At 72.3% G+C, this 16721-nt stretch carries 20 protein-coding genes; 12 read left to right on the plus strand and 8 right to left on the minus strand.

What is annotated here, in order from left to right:
• Positions 1 to 178 precede the first annotated feature (178 nt).
• Positions 179 to 928: a YceI family protein gene (locus tag VHA73_12860; GenBank protein ID HVX18916.1), complete on the plus strand. Its 750-nt coding sequence runs from the start codon at positions 179 to 181 to the stop codon at positions 926 to 928.
• On the opposite strand, the gene VHA73_12865 is transcribed toward VHA73_12860, so the two are convergent.
• The 7 genes from VHA73_12865 to VHA73_12895 form a co-directional block, all read right to left on the minus strand.
• Complete coding sequence (locus VHA73_12865) at positions 915 to 1553, minus strand: DUF4232 domain-containing protein (protein HVX18917.1); 639 nt, start codon at positions 1551 to 1553, stop codon at positions 915 to 917. The genes VHA73_12860 and VHA73_12865 overlap by 14 nt on opposite strands.
• Before the next feature lie 160 nt (positions 1554 to 1713).
• Positions 1714 to 2823 (minus strand): nicotinate-nucleotide--dimethylbenzimidazole phosphoribosyltransferase, encoded by a 1110-nt coding sequence (gene cobT / locus VHA73_12870; GenBank protein HVX18918.1) that lies wholly within the window; start codon positions 2821 to 2823, stop codon positions 1714 to 1716.
• A gap of 5 nt (positions 2824 to 2828) precedes the next feature.
• Positions 2829 to 3764, minus strand: coding sequence for an aminotransferase class I/II-fold pyridoxal phosphate-dependent enzyme (locus tag VHA73_12875; protein HVX18919.1), 936 nt, complete (start codon positions 3762 to 3764; stop codon positions 2829 to 2831).
• Positions 3761 to 4750, minus strand: coding sequence for an adenosylcobinamide-phosphate synthase CbiB (cbiB, locus tag VHA73_12880; protein HVX18920.1), 990 nt, complete (start codon positions 4748 to 4750; stop codon positions 3761 to 3763). Before cbiB ends, VHA73_12875 begins: the two co-directional genes overlap by 4 nt.
• A 14-nt stretch (positions 4751 to 4764) precedes the next feature.
• A complete protein-coding gene (locus tag VHA73_12885) occupies positions 4765 to 5481 on the minus strand; it encodes an adenosylcobinamide-GDP ribazoletransferase (protein HVX18921.1) in 717 nt (238 codons plus the stop codon).
• Positions 5481 to 5978: a bifunctional adenosylcobinamide kinase/adenosylcobinamide-phosphate guanylyltransferase gene (locus VHA73_12890; protein ID HVX18922.1), complete on the minus strand. Its 498-nt coding sequence runs from the start codon at positions 5976 to 5978 to the stop codon at positions 5481 to 5483. Before VHA73_12890 ends, VHA73_12885 begins: the two co-directional genes overlap by 1 nt.
• A gap of 84 nt (positions 5979 to 6062) precedes the next feature.
• Positions 6063 to 7994: a S53 family peptidase gene (locus VHA73_12895; GenBank protein ID HVX18923.1), complete on the minus strand. Its 1932-nt coding sequence runs from the start codon at positions 7992 to 7994 to the stop codon at positions 6063 to 6065.
• 110 nt (positions 7995 to 8104) lie between these two features.
• Here VHA73_12895 and VHA73_12900 point away from each other — a divergent pair, with 110 nt between their 5' ends.
• The 6 genes from VHA73_12900 to VHA73_12925 all read left to right on the plus strand — a co-directional run bounded on the left by VHA73_12900 (position 8105) and on the right by VHA73_12925 (position 12272).
• Complete coding sequence (locus VHA73_12900; protein ID HVX18924.1) at positions 8105 to 8779, plus strand: TrmH family RNA methyltransferase; 675 nt, start codon at positions 8105 to 8107, stop codon at positions 8777 to 8779.
• Positions 8776 to 9501: a TetR/AcrR family transcriptional regulator gene (locus tag VHA73_12905; protein ID HVX18925.1), complete on the plus strand. Its 726-nt coding sequence runs from the start codon at positions 8776 to 8778 to the stop codon at positions 9499 to 9501. Before VHA73_12900 ends, VHA73_12905 begins: the two co-directional genes overlap by 4 nt.
• A 64-nt stretch (positions 9502 to 9565) precedes the next feature.
• A complete protein-coding gene (locus VHA73_12910; protein ID HVX18926.1) occupies positions 9566 to 10567 on the plus strand; it encodes a hypothetical protein in 1002 nt (333 codons plus the stop codon).
• Between the two features lie 41 nt (positions 10568 to 10608).
• Entirely contained in the window at positions 10609 to 10992 is a 384-nt protein-coding gene (locus tag VHA73_12915; protein ID HVX18927.1) for an ATP-binding protein, read from the plus strand.
• 133 nt (positions 10993 to 11125) lie between these two features.
• Positions 11126 to 11500: a hypothetical protein gene (locus VHA73_12920; protein HVX18928.1), complete on the plus strand. Its 375-nt coding sequence runs from the start codon at positions 11126 to 11128 to the stop codon at positions 11498 to 11500.
• Position 11501: 1 nt separating this feature from the next.
• The gene (locus VHA73_12925) at positions 11502 to 12272 is read left to right on the plus strand and encodes a SigB/SigF/SigG family RNA polymerase sigma factor (GenBank protein HVX18929.1); all 771 of its coding nucleotides are present in this window, start codon (positions 11502 to 11504) and stop codon (positions 12270 to 12272) included.
• Between the two features lie 28 nt (positions 12273 to 12300).
• Here VHA73_12925 and dut read toward each other — a convergent pair whose 3' ends face one another.
• Positions 12301 to 12762 carry a dUTP diphosphatase gene (dut, locus tag VHA73_12930; GenBank protein ID HVX18930.1) on the minus strand — a complete coding sequence of 154 codons (462 nt, stop codon included), beginning with the start codon at positions 12760 to 12762 and terminating at the stop codon, positions 12301 to 12303.
• Between the two features lie 471 nt (positions 12763 to 13233).
• Here dut and orn point away from each other — a divergent pair, with 471 nt between their 5' ends.
• The 5 genes from orn (at position 13234) to VHA73_12955 (ending at position 16717) form a co-directional block, all read left to right on the plus strand.
• The gene (orn, locus tag VHA73_12935) at positions 13234 to 13818 is read left to right on the plus strand and encodes an oligoribonuclease (GenBank protein ID HVX18931.1); all 585 of its coding nucleotides are present in this window, start codon (positions 13234 to 13236) and stop codon (positions 13816 to 13818) included.
• Positions 13819 to 13852: 34 nt separating this feature from the next.
• The gene (locus VHA73_12940) at positions 13853 to 14908 is read left to right on the plus strand and encodes an MBL fold metallo-hydrolase (GenBank protein ID HVX18932.1); all 1056 of its coding nucleotides are present in this window, start codon (positions 13853 to 13855) and stop codon (positions 14906 to 14908) included.
• 200 nt (positions 14909 to 15108) lie between these two features.
• Positions 15109 to 15339: a hypothetical protein gene (locus VHA73_12945; GenBank protein ID HVX18933.1), complete on the plus strand. Its 231-nt coding sequence runs from the start codon at positions 15109 to 15111 to the stop codon at positions 15337 to 15339.
• Positions 15340 to 15493: 154 nt separating this feature from the next.
• The gene (locus tag VHA73_12950) at positions 15494 to 15865 is read left to right on the plus strand and encodes a WhiB family transcriptional regulator (protein HVX18934.1); all 372 of its coding nucleotides are present in this window, start codon (positions 15494 to 15496) and stop codon (positions 15863 to 15865) included.
• A 267-nt stretch (positions 15866 to 16132) separates the two neighbouring features.
• Entirely contained in the window at positions 16133 to 16717 is a 585-nt protein-coding gene (locus tag VHA73_12955) for a TlpA disulfide reductase family protein (protein ID HVX18935.1), read from the plus strand.
• Positions 16718 to 16721: the final 4 nt, after the last annotated feature.

Consider the following 16721-nt stretch of genomic DNA (forward strand, 5'->3'; position numbering starts at 1 on the left):
GCCGGCCCGCCGCAGCTCGAAGACACCGCGTCCAGGCAGCTCCCAGGTCGCCCCGAGGACTCGTCCAGCAGGTCATGCGATCCTGTTGCGTCGGGCGGCCCCAATCCATCAGGGCCGCCCGGCCGTACCTGCCACGAAACCGCCCATCGGCGACCGCCGCCAGCCACAGGAGCAACCCATGGCCCTCCGCACGTCTTTCCGCGACCATCGAGGCCGGTGGTTGGTCGGAGCCGCCGTCGTGGTCGTGGTCCTGATCGTCGGCGCCATCGGCATCATCAAGTTGATCCAGGGCAAAGGCGACCCGGAGCTCACCTTGAACGACGCGCCGACCGTCCCGGCGCAGGCCGACTCGTCGACCACGGCACCGAGCGGTGGCAGCACCAGCACCGTGGCCAGCAGCAGCGACGGCATCGCCGGGACGTGGAAGATCGCGTCGGGCTCCCAGGTGGGCTACCGGGTGAAGGAGACCCTGTTCGGTCAGTCGACGACCGCCACTGGGCGCACGACGTCGGTCACGGGCAACCTCACGATCGACGGCACGGCTGTCACCAACGCCTCGTTCACTGTGCAGATGGCCGATGTCACCAGCGACCGGTCGCAGCGCGACGGCCAGTTCCGCGGGCGCATCATGGAGGTCGACCAGTTCCCCACCGCCACGTTCGAGTTGACGTCGCCGATCACGCTGCCGTCGGTGCCCGCGATCGGCACGGAAGTCCACGAGAAGGCCACCGGGAAGCTCACGCTGCACGGCACCACCAAGACCGTGACGTTCACGGTGAACGCCCGGCGGGTGTCCGGCGGCATCCAGGTGCAGGGCCAGATCCCCGTCACCTTCGCCGACTACAACATCGACAACCCGAGCGGCGGGCCCGCCAGCGTCGGCAACGACGGCACCCTCGAGTTCGCGCTGTCGTTCAGCCGAGCTTGAACGCGGTGACCGACACCCGGCCGCCGTCGCACACCGGCCCGCCGCCCCACGCAACCGTGAGCTGCTGAGTCGAGTCCGGCGGGGTGATCTGCAACTTCGTGCCACCGGTCAGGCACGACGGCGACACGTCGGTCCACGAGATCAGCGACGTGGCCGTGCCCGAGGCCGGCACGGTCAAGTGGTGCGGCCCAGGGTCGACGCTCGCCAGGTAGCCACCGCGGTCGGTCGACACGGCCAGCGCGTGGCCCGACGTGTCGAGCAGGCCGAGACCCGGGTAGCCGTACACCGTGCAGCTCTTGGCCGATGTGTTGGTGAACGTGATCTGCGCGGCGAGGTGCCCGGCGCCGGGTTGGCCATCGGGTGGCGGACCGAGCGCCGCGCTCAACGACGACACGTCACACCGGTTCGAGCCTCCGGGGCTCGTGCTCCCGCTGGTGGTCGAGCTGCCGCCGGACCCGGTGGTCGACGAACCCCCCGGGGAGGTCGACGACGAGCCGGCCGACGATGCCGAGGTCGAGGTGGTGGTGGTCGTGTTCTTCTTTGAGCTCGAACTGCACCCGGCTGCCACCACGAGCAACCCCAGCACGGCGATCGACGGCACGACCACTTTCAGGATCCGAGACATAGACACCTCCGCTCCTTCGCGTCGCGTCGCCACGCGGCGGCCTCGCCCGTCCCAGCGCCGAGCCGAACCACCGCCGAGCCGAACCACCGCCAACTTACGCGCGGTCCGACCCGCCCGTCCGGGACCGGGTCGCCTGCCGCGCCCGGCAGCCAGCTGCCGATCAGGCCTCGCTGACGCCCGCGTCGCCGAAGGTCGCCATCTCCCCGAGGATCCGCGCCGCCGCCACGACGAGCGGTACGGCCAGCGCCGCGCCCGACCCCTCGCCGAGGCGCAACCCGAGGTCGAGCAGCGGCTCGACGCCGAGGTGGTCGAGGGCCGCCGACGCGCCGGGCTCCACCGAGCGGTGACCGGCGATGACCGCCGCAGCCACGCCGGGCGCGAGCGCGTCGGCCACGAGCAGGGCGCTGAGGGCGATCACGCCGTCGACGACCACCGGCACGCGGGCTGCGACCCCGCCCAGGATGAAGCCGGCCAGCGCGGCGTGCTCCAACCCGCCGAGCTCGGCGAGGACGACCAACGGATCGGTCGACGAGCCCACACGGGCCACCGCGGCCGCGACCACGGCGGTCTTGCGATCGAGCGTCTCGTCGTCGATGCCCGTGCCACGGCCGGTGACCTCGGCCGCGCCGCGGCCCGTGAGAGAGGCGACCAGCGCCGCCGAGGCGGTGGTGTTGGCGATGCCCATGTCGCCCGTCACCAACAAGCGCGCGCCCCCGGCCACGAGCGCCGCCGCCACTTCCGCGCCGACGTCGAGCGCGGCACGTGCCTCGTCGACCGTCATGGCCGGGCGCACCGACAGGTCGTCGGTGCCGGGCCGCACCCGACGGTCGAGGAACACCGGGCCTGCCGCGAGGCTGCCCGCCGGAAGCTCCCGCGCAACACCAGGGATTTCGGGAACGTCGGTGGCAACTCCCACGTCGACGACCGTGAGGGCGGCACCGGCTTGGCGGGCCAGCACGTTGATGGCCGCGCCTCCGGCGCAGAAGTTGGCCACCATCTGCGCGGTGACCTCCTGCGGCCACGGCGACACCCCCTTTGCGAGCACGCCGTGGTCACCGGCGAACACGGCCACCGCCGCGGGTTCCGGCACCGGAGGCGGGCACGTACCGGCGATGGCGGCGAGCTGGGCCGAGAGCGACTCGAGCCGACCGAGCGAACCGGGCGGTTTGGTGAGCTGGTCCTGGCGAGCCACGGCGGCGGCGCGAGCGGCTTCGTCGAGCGGGCGCACGGCGGCACGCGCCTGCTCGAAAGGAGAGTCGGGCGATGGCATGGAGGTCACCTCTCGGCGGTTGCGGCGGCGAGCGCGGCGCGCAGGTTTGGCAAGTCGGTGGGCCGCGGCACGGCGACCCGAAGTGTGCCCGGCATCCCGAAGCTGGTGCAGTCGCGGGTCACCACGCGTTGCGCGATCAGCGCGTCGCGCAGCCAGCTGGCCCCGTCGACCAGCACCCACGGCCCCGCGGTGTCGCGCACGGTGAAGCCCGCACCTCGGAACAGATCGGCGAGCCCAGCGCGCAGGTCGACCACGTGGTCGCGCCAGGCCGCCAAGTCGACCGGTGCCAGCAGTTCCGGCAGCGCCGAGCACACCAGCCCGTTGACCGACCACTCCGGTTGCGCGGCCCGCAACCGGCCCAGGAGGTCGGCATCGCCCGACAGCACGTAACCGACCCGCAAGCCAGGGCACGCCAGGAGCTTCGTGAGCGAGCCCACCACCACTGCGCCCCGGCGGTGGTCGCCGCGCGTCCACGAGCCGGTCGCCAGCGGCCAGAACGCTTCATCCCACACGCCTGCTTCCGCGTCCGCCGGTGCGAGCTCGCCGAGCGGGTTGTTGGGGTTCGACCGCCACACCGGTCCGCCGCCGCGGGGGTACAGCGAGAAGTCGGGCTCGATGACCGACCCGCCGAGTTCGGCAGCCACCAGCGAGATCGCCTCGGCGCCACCGTTGGTCAACAGCACTTCGTCGACCGGCACGGCCATGACGCCGGCCAGCGCGGCGGCGGCAGCGGCGGGGTCGGGATACCGGCCGAGCGCGTCGAGGTGGCGGGCGACGACCGCCGACGGGTCGGGTGCCACCGGGTTGAGGCTGGCCGACAAGTCGAGCACGTCGCCCGGGTCGAGCCCGAGCGAGGCCGCGATGCGGGCGCCGTCGCCGCCGTGCACGCGAGGGTCCGGCGCGCGGCCGCCGACGCCACCCGAACGTGGTGCGGCGGTCATCGGGCGACCCCCCGGCGCGGCGACGCCCGCCGCACGCGTCGCTCGGCGGCCGCGACCGTCGGGGCGACGACCGGGGCGAGGAGCACGGCGGCGAGCGCCAGGTCGACGTCGCGAGCCAACCGGCAGGCGCGGGCGATGTCGGCCACCCGCGCCGCAGATCCGTCGCCCAGCGAAGCGCGCACTTCCCGCCGGTCGCCGTAGTCGTTGGTCCCACCGAGGCGCACGCCCAACGCGGCGGCGAAGGCCGCTTCGACCACGCCCGCGCTCGGGGACGGATGGTTCGGCGCGTCGCGACGAACCGCGCGCCACACCGCGCGGGCACGGTGGGGCCGGACGGCTGCGACGAGCGCAGCGGCGACGCGGGCGGGCACCACGTTGGCCGCGTCGTCGAGCTTGGCCGCCGCCCATCCAAAGCGCTCGTAGCGCGGTGAGTGGTGCCCGACCATCGCGTCGAGCGTGTTGGCCGCCCGGTACACGAGCACCCCGCAGGGTCCCGCGACCGCCGCCCACCAGGCCGGCGCGACCACTGCGTCAACCGTGTTCTCGGCCACCGACTCCACCGCGGCCCGCGCCACTTCTCCTTCGTCGAGGCCCGACGGGTCACGGCCCACCAGCCACGGCAGCTGCTGCCGGGCCGAGCCGAGATCGCCGACGGCCAGCGCGTCGCCGACACGCCGGGCCGCGCGGTCGAGCCCGCCGCCGCCGGTCGCCACCAGCGCCGGCACGAACGCGAGCGCCACCCGCCCCAGGCCGGAGCGCGAGCCGGCGCGCGCCAACGCCACGCCTGCCGCCGCGGCGATGCCGACCCCGATCGCGAGGTGCACGACGCCCGCGGCCCGCGCGTCGCGCCAGGTCCACCGCTCGACGCGGCTCATCGCGGTGCCGAACCACGCAACCGGGTGCCACGCGTCGGGTGGGTCGCCGACGGAGCGGTCGACCACGATCGCGAGCGCCGCCCCTGCGCAGCCGGCGCGGAGTCCGTGCACCTTGATCGCGGACCTCACCACTTGGCAGTGGCCAGCACGAGCGCGACGGTCTCGCCGAGCACCCCGGCGGCTCCGAGGACATCGCCGGTGAAACCACCAAGGCGGACGTTGGCCAAGGCGTACAGCGCCGCTGCCGCCAGCACGACCCCGGCCACCGCCACCACACCCGCCACCCCCGCACCCCAGGCTGCCAGCGCGCCGCCCGCGACCACTCCGACGATCCCGGTCACGGCCAGGGGCAGGGGCCCGTCACCGAGGAACACCGACGCGAGCCCGCCTTCGGCCCGGGCGTACGGCACCAGCACCGGGCCGAGCACCATCACCGATCGCGAGGCGCACCAGATGCCCGCCACCAGCGCGATGTCCGGTCGGATCGACGAGAACGCCGCGAACCGGGCGACGAGCACGACGACCGCCGTGGCGACGCCGAACGCGCCGAGGTCCGGCGCGTCCATGACCTCGAGCCGTCGACGCCGCGGCAGGTGCGGAAGCAGGCCGTCGGCCGTGTCGGCCAGACCGTCGAGGTGCAGCATCCCGGTGAGGCCGAGATCAGCCACGACCGCCAGCGCAGCCGGCACCAACGGGCTGGTCCACCCCTTGCCCGCGCCCCACCAGACCACGCCCACGAGCGCGCCGATCGCGGCGCCCACCGCGGGGAACCACCGCATGGTGCGGCCGTCGGGGATCGACGCGCCACCGAACAAGGTGAGGAACCCGAGCGCCTTTCGCATCAGACCTCGATGGTGCGGCCGGCGACCACCAGCAGCACCCGGTCGGCGGCTGCCGCCACCGCCTGGTTGAGGTCGCCGAGCGCGTCGACGAACTGCCGGCCCGCCTGCGATCCGGGGTGCACCGACAGCCCGACTTCCTCCGACACGACCACCGCGTCGCCTGCCCGCGAGCGCAGCGCGTCGACCAGCCCAGCTGCGTCGACCTGCAGGTCCGGCGCGGCCGCCACCCAGGTGCCGAGGCTGTCGAGGAGCGCGACGCCGCCGAGCGACGACAGCATCGGTGCCATCAGCGCGGTGTCGACGATCTCGAGGGTGGCCCACCCGACGGGTCGCCGGGCTCGGTGCGCGGCGATGCGGGCAGCCATGGCGTCGTCGGTGGCGATGCCGGTGGCGACGTACGTGACGGCGGCGCCGGTGGCGTTCGTGAGGTCGCGCGCGATGCCTTCGGCCACGGCCGACTTCCCGGACCTCGTCCCGCCCAACACCAACGTGATCACCGCACCTCCGCCGGCATCGTCGGGACCCTGGCCACGCGCCGAAGCTACTGCGCGCCCGTCACGATCCCGAAGGCCGGACGGAGGTCAGGGAGCGACGGCGTCGGCGATGAAGCGGGTGAGGTTCGGCGAGCCCCAGCCGGTGACGTAGTCCCACCCGGCGTGGGTGGTGTACAAGCCGTTGCCGACCACCGGCAGGCCGAGCAGCCCGGTGGTGACGTCGAAGAAGTCGCGCTGCTGGTGGGCCTTGCCGAGGCGATAGATCGTCTCGTTCGCGAAGCCGAGCCCACCCGTGTCGGTCGACGCGGCTTGCGCCCGGGCCCACATGCCGACCCACAGCGGCGACGACAGCGACGTGCCGCCGCCCGAGGAGTCGGAGCCGTCGCTGACGATCGGGTAGTAGTTCGTGAGCGCGTCACCGGAGAGCGCGGCGATGTCGGGGATGCCGCGGCACGGCTTGGCGGTGTTGGTCAGCTTGCCGTCGCTGGTGCCGAGGCAGGGCAGGTTCACCCCCGACACACCTGCCTGGTACGCGGGCTGATCGATGAACAACGTGTCGCCGCCGCCCCCGAAGGTCCAGCCGTACTCGAGCGCGCGCTGTGGCGGCGTGGTGGTCGTGGTGTACAAGACGGTGCCGCCGACTGCGGTCACGTACGGGCTGCTGGCGGGATACAGCGTGAACGGCACGGCTTGGTTGGCCACGCCGTTGCCCGCGCCGACCACCGGCAGGTACACGATCGGGCACGACGAGCCGGCGTCGCCCGACGCGGCGAACAGCGTCTTGCCCTGCAACGTGGCCTTGCGGAGCGTGGCGTCAGCGACGGGCTGCAGCTCGTTGATCAGGCCGGTGCCGGCGCCGAGCGACATGACCGACGGGTCATTCAGGATCTTGCCCAACAGGCCGTCGATCACATTGCCGGGCAACGACTGCTCGCACTCACCGAACGAGGCGTTGGCCTGTCGCGGTGCCCCGGCGTCGGCTGCCCAGGTGTCGAAGAGCTGTGCGACGTGGGCGTCGCTGAGGTCGGGCGCGAAGTACAAGTCGATCCGCGACAGCCCGGGCGCCATGCCGGCGGCGGCCTGGGTGTCGATGTTCCACTCGGCCAAGCCGGACGTGTCGCCGAATGAGCCGCTGCCGATGTGGTGCACGGTCACGGGCGTCTGGGTGGGCAGGTGGAACTCGGTCTCGAAGCGGTGCAGGTCGAGGATCACCTGGCCGGTGGCGCCGGCGCCGAACACCGCGACGGTCTGGCCGCCGCCGATGTTGCCGCTCGGCATCTGGTACGCGCCCCAGAGGTCTTGCGGCGTCTGCTCGTCGATGTTGGCGTCGAGCAGGTTCGCCACCGGCCCGAGCGCGGAGGTGGCACGCCGGGCGGCGGCGCGCTGACGGGCACGCTGCGCCCGCTCGTGGGTGGTGATCGACTGCTGCAAGGTGTTGAGCCCGAGCACCGACGAGATGCCGAGCTGCGACGGCACGCGGGGCGCCGCCGTGTTGGCGAGGAACGTGGTCGCGCCCGAGCGGAACGTGTGGAGCCGCACGCCGAAGCGCGACTGGACCTGGCGCACGGTGCCGCTGACCCCGATCAGGTCGCGCAGCGGCGACGAGTACGTGACGCGCAGGCCTGCCGCCTCGAGCCACTTGCGAGTGGCGGTCCAGCGCGCCGCGGGCGCGCCGAAGCGGTCGGCGATCTGGGTGGGCGTGAGGTAGCGGTGATAGCTGGAGCCCCCGGCCGTGTAGATCGCCCGGTACGCCGCCGCCTCACCCGCCGGGTTGGCGCCCGACACGGCCACCGCCAAGTCGAGCTTGGTGCCCGCGGGCGCGGCGCCGAGGTCGGTCAGCGATCGGAGGCCGGGCACGACCAACCCGTGGAGCGCGACGAGGTGACCCTCGGGCGTGCGGCGCCCGGTGGCCCGTTCCGCGGCTGCCGGAAGCGCCACGGTGGCCACGAGGACCACCACCAGCGCGGCGATGGACACCGTCCGTCGCGGGATGCGTCCGACTTTCACGTTTCGCGACATGTTCACGATCTACGACGATATGCCCCGATCCTCCTGCTTTGCAGGCGAAGTGCGCCGATGCGCGGCGCCACACGGGGGTGCGGACCAAGGGCTCTCGTACGCTGTCTGACGTGGACCAGCAGCGACCAGCCGGCGGCGAGGACCGCGAGGTCGGAGTGGGCCCGCACCCGCGCCCGTGGCCGGACGACCCGCGGCTCGACCCCGAACTGCTGGCCAACGGTGACCGGCGCAACGTGGTCGACCGGTTCCGCTACTGGCGGGTCGAGGCGATCGTGGCCGATCTCGACGCCCGCCGTCACCCGTTCCACGTGGCGATCGAGAACTGGCACCACGACCTCAACATCGGCACCGTGGTTCGCAACGCCAACGCGTTCGGCGCGGCTGCTGTCCACATCGTGGGCAAGCGCCGTTGGAACCGGCGCGGCGCGATGGTGACCGACCGCTACCAGCACGTCGCCCACCACCCCACGATCGAAGGTCTGGTGGACTTCGCTCACCACGAGGGACTGGCGGTGGTCGGCATCGACAACGTCGCCGGCTCCCGCCCGATCGAGCAGGTGGTGCTACCCGAGCGGTGCATCTTGCTGTTCGGCCAGGAAGGGCCGGGGCTGTCGGCGGCGGCCCGTGCCGCGTGCTCGGCCGTGTGTTCGATCACCATGTACGGTTCGACCCGCTCGATCAACGCAGGGGTGGCGTCGGGCATCGCCTTGCACACCTGGGTGCGCCAGCACGCCACGGCCGCAGCACCTGCCGGAGCGTCCCTCGACCCGAGCCTCGAACCGTGACCCGCAAGCACCATCCCAAGCCCCGCCGCACACCCGACCAGACCCGGGCCGAAGCCCGCGCCGAGCGCCGCTCCGGCCTGCTCGACGCCGCTCTGGTCGCCATCCGCCGCGACGGCTCCAACATCTCGATGGAGGCGATCGCCGCGGAGGGCGGGGTCACCAAGCCGATCCTGTACCGCCACTTCGGCGACCGGGAGGGTCTGCTGCAAGCGCTCACCGAACGGTTCGGCGACACGCTCGTGGCCCGCCTCCGCGCCGGCCTGCCCGCTGGCAGCGACGTCCGCGAAGCCACCCGCACCGCCATCGACGGCTACATCGGCACGATCGAACAAGACCCCGACCTCTACCGGTTCATCATCCAGCAGACGCCGGTCGGCGGGGGCACATTGCAGGGTTTGGTCGACCAGGTGGCCGCGCTGCTCGCCACCGTGATCGGCGAGACGCTGCGCACGATCGGCGCCGACTCGGGTGCCGCCGAGATCTGGGCCTATTCGATCGTCGGGATGGTGCACGTGGCGGGTGACCACTGGGTCGCGCACCCCACGATGCCCCGCGAGCGCCTCGTCGAGTACCTGACGGGTCTGCTGTGGACCGGCATGGCTGGTAGCTCGATCCGCCTGGTCGGCGACCCCGAGATCCGGCGGACGCTCGCCGACGGCCTCGCCGACGACTTGGCGAAGGGCCAGTCGCCCGACCCGGCCGCGCCGCTCAGCGGGCTGTGAGCGAGCCCGGGCCAACGGCCGGTCCGGTCATCGCCTCGGCCGGTGGCGGCGCTACCGTCCGGCTGTGCGCCGACTGACCCCGCTCGACGAGCTCCTCGCCCACCAGATCCCCGAGCCGATCACGACCGTCGGCATCGAGCACCCGCACTGGCGCGAGTCGTACTTCTTCGAAGCCCACGGTCCGAGCCCCGACAGCGACATGGTGGCCGTCGGGTTCGGCTGCTACCCGCAACGCCAGGCGATGGACGCTGTGGTGCTCGGCCGGATCGGCGACCAGCCGCTGTTCGCGCACGCCCGGCGCGAGTGGGGCCTCGACCCGCAGACACCGGTGGCCGGCCCCGTCCGCGTCACGATCGAGGAGCCGTTCGAACGGATCCGCTTGCAGATCGACGGCGCCAACGGGCTGCAAGCTGACCTCACGTTTCGGGCCCGCACCGAGCCCTACGGGTTGCGGCGGGGACGACTGCTCGATGACAACGGGCTGTTGATCTGGGACCAGTCACACATGATCCAGAGCGGCGTGTGGTCCGGCGAGTACCGCTTCGGCGGCGTGTACCAGACCGTCGCCGGGTGGGTTGGCCAGCGCGACCACTCGTGGGGCGTGCGAGACCACGGCCGTGCGCCGCTGTGGATGTGGTTCGCGATCCAGCTCCCTGACGGCATGCTCGGCGCCTGGCACTGGGAGGACCGCAACGGCGCCCGGATCTTCACCGACGGTTGCTGGGCACCGGCCGATCGCAGCGACCCGATCCCGGTGATCGACGTGCGCCACTCGATCTCGTGGCTCGACGGCGGCGGCCAGCCCACCACGTGGGACGGCCAGGGCGAGTCGGTGACCGGTCTGGGCGGCCGGGTGGTGTTCACGCTGGCGGGCGGCCAGCAGATCGAGATCTCCGCGCGCGGCACTTGGGGGGCCCGCTACACGCCGTTCCACGGCGGCGGCCAGCACCTCATGGCGGTGACGGCCGACGACGGCCGCGAAGGCACCGCAGTCTTCGAGGTCACCGGCTGCGACCACCACCACTTCTTCCCGCTCGGCTACCAGCCCGGCCCGCTCCCGGCCTGACGCGGCGTTTGCGCGAGCGTCCAGTGGGGCAGGCGGCGAACGTGTTCCGAACGCAACTGCCGCCTGTGCCCGCCAACGCGCGCGCGGCGCGGCAGTTCGTCACCGCGGCGCTCACCGACTTGCGGTGCAGCCACTTGGAGGCCACCGCGGCGCTGCTCACCAGCGAGCTGGTCACCAACGCCATCGTGCACGCCCACACCCCAATCGAGGTCCGCGTGGTGCTGAGCCGGCCAGGGCGGATCCGCATCGAGGTCGACGACGACGATTCGGCCGAGCCGGTCGCGCCGCCCACCCCGATCTGGCCGAGCGGCGACGACGAGAGTGGCCGGGGCCTCGCCATGGTGGCGGCCCTCGCCGCGGCATGGGGCGTCGACCTCCACACGCCGCCGGCGCCCGGCAAGACGGTCTGGTTCGAGCTGAGTTGAGCCGTCTTCGGAGCGCAACAGCGCCTGGGCGCGCACCGCAGCGGCCGGGCGTCGCGCGGGTCGCCGGCCCGGTCGGCCGTTCGGGCGGGTGTGCCAGACTCGACCAGCCCCTCCCACACCCGTGAGGTCCCGCGTGTCACGAGACGAGGTCCGACTCACCCTGCCGGCCGTCCCCGAGTACGCCCGCATCGCGCGGCTCACCGCGGCGGGCCTGGCAGCCCGGGCGAGCTTCACGTACGACGAGGTCGAGGACCTGCGCATCGCGCTCGGCGAGGTCTGCTCGCTGCTGTTCGGCCCCGAGCCCACCGGAACGGTCGAGTTCGTGTTCGAGCTCGACGACGACGTGGTCGAGCTCACCGCCACCCGCCACGGCGGCGAGGCCACACCAGGAGGCGACGACTCCGACCCGGACCTGTCCGAGCAGATCCTGGCCGCAGTGGTCGACGCCTTCCGGCGCGGCGACGACGGCACTTCGGTGCAACTCCAGAAGCGCCACGTCGAGGACTGAGATGCCGCTCGAAGACCACGAGCGGGCACATCAACGGGTCCTTTTCGCCGAATACGCGCGCACCCGCGACCCGAAGGTCCGCGACGAGCTCATCGCCGCGCACCTCCGACTCGCCCGCCACCTCGCACGTCGCTTCTCCAACCGGGGCATCCCGCTCGACGATCTGGTGCAAGTGGCGTCGCTGGGCCTGGTGAACGCTGTCGACCGGTTCGACGCAAGCCGGGGCCTCGAGTTCTCGACGTTCGCGACGCCCACGATCATGGGCGAGCTGAAGCGCCACTTCCGCGACAAGGGGTGGTCCGTGCGCGTGCCGCGGCGCATCCAAGAGCTGCACATCGAGATGAACGCGGTGATCGCGCGCCTCAGCCAGCAGCTCGGCCGCACCCCCACCGTCGCCGAGCTCGCCCGCGCCACCGGCAGCACCGAGGAGGAGATCCTCGAGGCGATGGACGCCAGCCAGGCCTACCGCTCGGCGTCGATCGATGCGCGGATCGGCGGCGACGAGTCCCGCACCCTCCACAACGTGCTCGGCCGCGACGACACCAACATGGAGCTGGCCGAGCAGCGCCACCTGCTCGGCGATCTGCTCGACAGCCTCCCCAAGCGCGAGCAGCTGATGATCCGCCTGCGGTTCTGGGAGGGCATGACCCAGAGCGAGATCGCCGAGCGCCTCGGCATCTCCCAGATGCACGTGTCGCGCCTGCTCACCAAGAGCTTGGCGTTGATGAAAGAGCGGGCTGACATCGACCCCGAGGACTTCCTCGAGTCGTAGCGGTCCGGGCGGGCCAGCGCCGGAGGGTTCAGCGGCCGGTGTGGCCGAACCCGCCGAGGCCCCGCGCCGAGTCCGGCAGCTCGTCGACCACGTCGAAGTGGCACCGGGCCACGGCGTGCACCACCAGTTGGGCGATGCGGTCACCGCGCCGGATCTGGTAGCCCTCGGAGGGGTCGGTGTTCACCAGCACGACCCGCAGCTCGTCGCGGTAGCCGGCGTCGATGAGGCCCGGGCTGTTGAGCACCGTGACCCCGTGGCGCAGCGCCAGCCCGCTGCGGGGTTGCACGAACCCGGCCGTGCCCTCGGGGAGCGCGATCGCGATCCCGGTCGGGACCAACGCCCGCCCGCCGCCCGGCTCGAGGTACGCATCCTCCCGGGCGACCAGATCGGCCCCCGCGTCACCGTCGTGCGCGTGCGCGGGCAGCGGAAGGTCGGGGTCGAGCTGCCGCACGAGGATCGTCGCGGCGAACGGTCCGGCGGCTTCCGTCACGGCACCGACGCTAGTGGTGCATCCCCGCAATGGCAGCAGAGGCCCGGCAAGCCATAGCCCGTGGGTCCAGAAGCAGGGCCGAGGCCCTGCATGCCGTGCGCAGGGCGGCGGCCCACCCGTCGGCATCAGGGGGAGCCGCGCCATCTGCGTCGTCGCCTCACCCATCGCACGACCGACGTGAGCACGGTCACCCAGAACAGAAGGTTGAACGTCACGCCGACGACCGTGCCGAGATCGTCGCCGTCAACGATCGCAACACCTGCGAACCAGACCGCCAAGGCTACGCAGGCGATGGCGATCCAGCGCGCTACCGCGACCAAGCGGTCGGCCTCCGGCCCAGGAAGTAACCACCCAACCTATTTCACAGACGGACCACTAGCCCGGCGGATTCAAGGGCTGTCACGGCTGACCGCCCGCTGAACGATGATGGCCGCAGGTCGGGCCCGCCCCGCCACGACCTAACCTGCCGCCATGCTCGCCTGGATGGACCTCGAGATGACCGGGCTCGACCCGGCCCGGCACCGGATCGTCGAGATCGCCACGATCGTCACCGACGACCAGCTCGAGATCGTCGCCGAAGGTCCCGACCTCGTCGTGCACCAACCCGCTGCAGCGTTGGCCGAGATGGACAAGGTCGTCGTCGAGATGCACACGCGGTCGGGGCTGCTCGAGGCGATCGGCGCGTCGGCGATCGACCTGGCCGACGCCGGCCGCCAGACGCTGGAGTTCCTCCAGGAGCACATCCCCGAGGCCCGCACCGTCCCGCTGTGCGGCAACTCGATCGGCACCGACCGCCGCTTCCTCGCGGCCTACCTGCCCGAGATCGAGGAGTTCCTCCACTACCGCTCCGTCGACGTGTCGACCATCAAGGAGTTGGCGAAGCGCTGGTATCCGTCGCTGGCCGACACCATGCCGCACAAGGCAGGCGCGCACCGTGCGCTCGACGACATCCGCGAGAGCATCGACGAGCTGCGGTGGTGGCGCGAGCACGTGTTCGTGGCCGGCAACGGGCAGGCCGGCGGCGACGGGCCCGACCGCGGCGCCGCGTCCGGATGAGGGATTGACCGAACGGTCAAGTACGATCGCTCCGATGGCAACGGAGCGACCACGGCGGCAGGAGCAGGAGAAGGCGACCGACGAGATCACCGAGGTGGCGCCCGGCGTGCTCCGCCTCCAGCTCCCCATCGAGCTCCCCGGCCTCGGCCACGTCAACTGCTACGCCATCGAGGACGAGCGAGGGGTGGCGCTCGTCGATCCCGGTCTTCCAGGGCCCAAGCCGTACCAGACGCTCAAGGCACGCGTCGAAGCAGCGGGGTTCCCGCTCGAGCGCGTGCACACCGTCATCGTCACCCACTCGCACCACGACCACTTCGGGGGTGCGCCCCAGCTGGCCAAGGACACCGGCGCCGACATCGTCACCCACGAGAGCTTCCGGCTGTGGTGGGACGCCGGCCAGGACGGCGAGGAGCTGATCGACGCGCCCACCAACGCCGACGGGTCGCTAGCCGACCCCGATCGGCGCCAGGCGCCGTGGGGTGGCGAGCGGCCCCGCCCGCCGCGGCGGGTTCGGGTCAAGGCGAGGGTCGGCAAGCTGCTCGGCCGCAACTGGTGGCGGGCACCCACGCCCACGGTCCGCCTCACCGACGCCGAGACGATCAAGCTGGGCGGACGCGAGTGGGTTGCGGTCCACACGCCCGGCCACACCAGCGACCACCTGTGCCTGTTCGACCCCACCGAAGGCGTCCTGTTGTCGGGCGACCACGTACTGCCCACCATCACCCCGCACATCGGCGGGGTGGGCATGGGGCGCGACCCGCTGCTGCGGTTCTTCCAGTCGCTCGAGCGGATGCACACGCTCGACGGCGTCAACCACGTGCTGCCGGCCCACGGCCACCCCTTCACCGACCTCGGCGGCCGCGCCGACGCCATCCGTCGCCACCACGAGGAGCGGCTCGACAAGCTGCGCAAGGCAATCGACGGCCTCGGGCCGAGCGACGTCACCGGGCTGTCGCACGAGCTGTTCCAACCCCGCTCGTGGGGTCCGATGGCCGAGAGCGAGACCTGGGCCCACCTCGAGCACCTCCGCCTGATCGGCGACGCCGAGCGCGACGAGGTCGCCGGCCGCCTCATCTACCGCACCGCCTGACCAACCCGCCCCCCGATCCAGGGCGCCCACCCGCCCCCCGCTGCTGTGAGCACTCAGCCACCTCCACGGTGGTCAAGTGCTCACACCACGACGGGGTTTGCGGCCGAACTGCCCAGCGCCCGGTGCCCACGCGGCGCGAAACCGGAAGATTTCGAGAAATCCTTTGACGCGGGGCTCGTGATCGTGGTCCCATAGCGGCCATGACCACGCATCCCTCGCACACGGCGCACCTGGCGTTTGCCGGCGCAGTGGCAGTGGTGCGTCCGTCCGCGGCTGCCGGACACTCCCCGGCTCCTTACGCCACCCCGGCCAAGGCCATGTGGCGAAAGGCCACCGCCGTCGACTGCACCACCACTGGGCTCAGCCAGGCCCCGGTGAACACGATCGACGGCACCGATCTCGCCACCCGGCGACCCCCTGGAGGAACGTGAGGGCACCAACCTCACTTCGCAGGACCTCCACGAGGCCGCCGGGTTCGCCCGGCGGCCGTTGTGTTTTTCTGCCGACCAACCCCAGCTGAGACCCCGACCACGACCCATCCACCCACGACAACCCCAGCGCAGTTCCGACGAGAAGGAACCTCCCATGTACGCCGAGTCCAACGAAGAACTCATCCTCGAGCCGCTGCAACCCGCCGAGCCGGAGGCCTGGTGGGGCGACGCACGCTGCCGCGACGGTGGTGGCGCCTTCGCCGGCCTGTTCTTCTCCGAGGAGCTCCAGGACATCGCCAAGGCCAAGCGCATGTGCGCCGAGTGCCAGGCGTTGGTGCCCTGCCTCGAAGGGGCGATCGCTCGGCGCGAGCCGTGGGGCGTGTGGGGCGGGCAGCTGTTCTTGAACGGGAAGGTCCTCGCCAGCAAGCGGCGTCGGGGCCGCCCGCCGAAAGTGGCACGGCCCGAGGACCAGCTCCCCGAGATCCCCGTGCCCGAGCACCTGGCCGGCCACCTCCGCACTGCCTGACACGGCCACCGGAACGCGGAGGACCGTCGGCCACCGGCACGGTTCACGACCTGGCAGCCGAGCGAGCCCGGGTGACGCAACAGGCGAGCCCCGGCCTGCACGATGCCACCACCACGCCGGCCCCACCCGGACTCCCCCACCGGGTGGGGCCGGGCGAGGCGGCCACGCCACCTGCCCCGACGGTGGGCCCGGGCGAGATGGCCCCACCACCTGACCCGTCGACTGTGGGGCCGGCCAGGGCCGGCAGTAGCGTTGGTCCGACCGGCCATGACCCGCACGATCCGCTTTCCCGCCGGCCGTCGCCTGGCCATCGTCGCCGCTGCGCTCGTGGTTGCAGCGCTCGCGGTGGCGCTCGCCGTCGACCTGATCGGCCGCCACGACCGCTCGTCGAACGCGTCGGGCGCCCACGCGGCGTTGCACGGTAGACCGCTGCCGTCGGTGCAGGTCAAGCGCTTCGATGCCACCGGCACCGAGGTCGACATCCGGTCCTTGGCCGAGGGCAAGCCCATGCTGATCAACGTGTGGAGCAGCACCTGCGAGCCGTGCAAGCGAGAGATGCCGGCGCTCGACAGGGTGTCGCGCCAACTGAAGGGGCGCGTCACGTTCGTCGGCGTGAACGTCTCGGACACCGCCGACACCGGCCGCCGCTTCTTCGAGCGCTACGGCGCGACGTACCTGCAAGTGCGCGACCCGCGCGCGTCGCTCGTGGCCGCGGTCGGCTCGCAAGTGCTACCGACCACCTTGATCGTCGACCGCAACGGCGACGTGGTCGACGGGCACCTCGGTGCACTCACCGCCCCAGAAGTGCGCGACCTGCTGCAAGCCGATCTCGGTATCAGGACGTCGGGCTGAGCCC

It is taken from the genome of Acidimicrobiales bacterium (genome assembly GCA_035547835.1).
GTDB lineage: Bacteria > Actinomycetota > Acidimicrobiia > Acidimicrobiales > Iamiaceae > DASZTW01.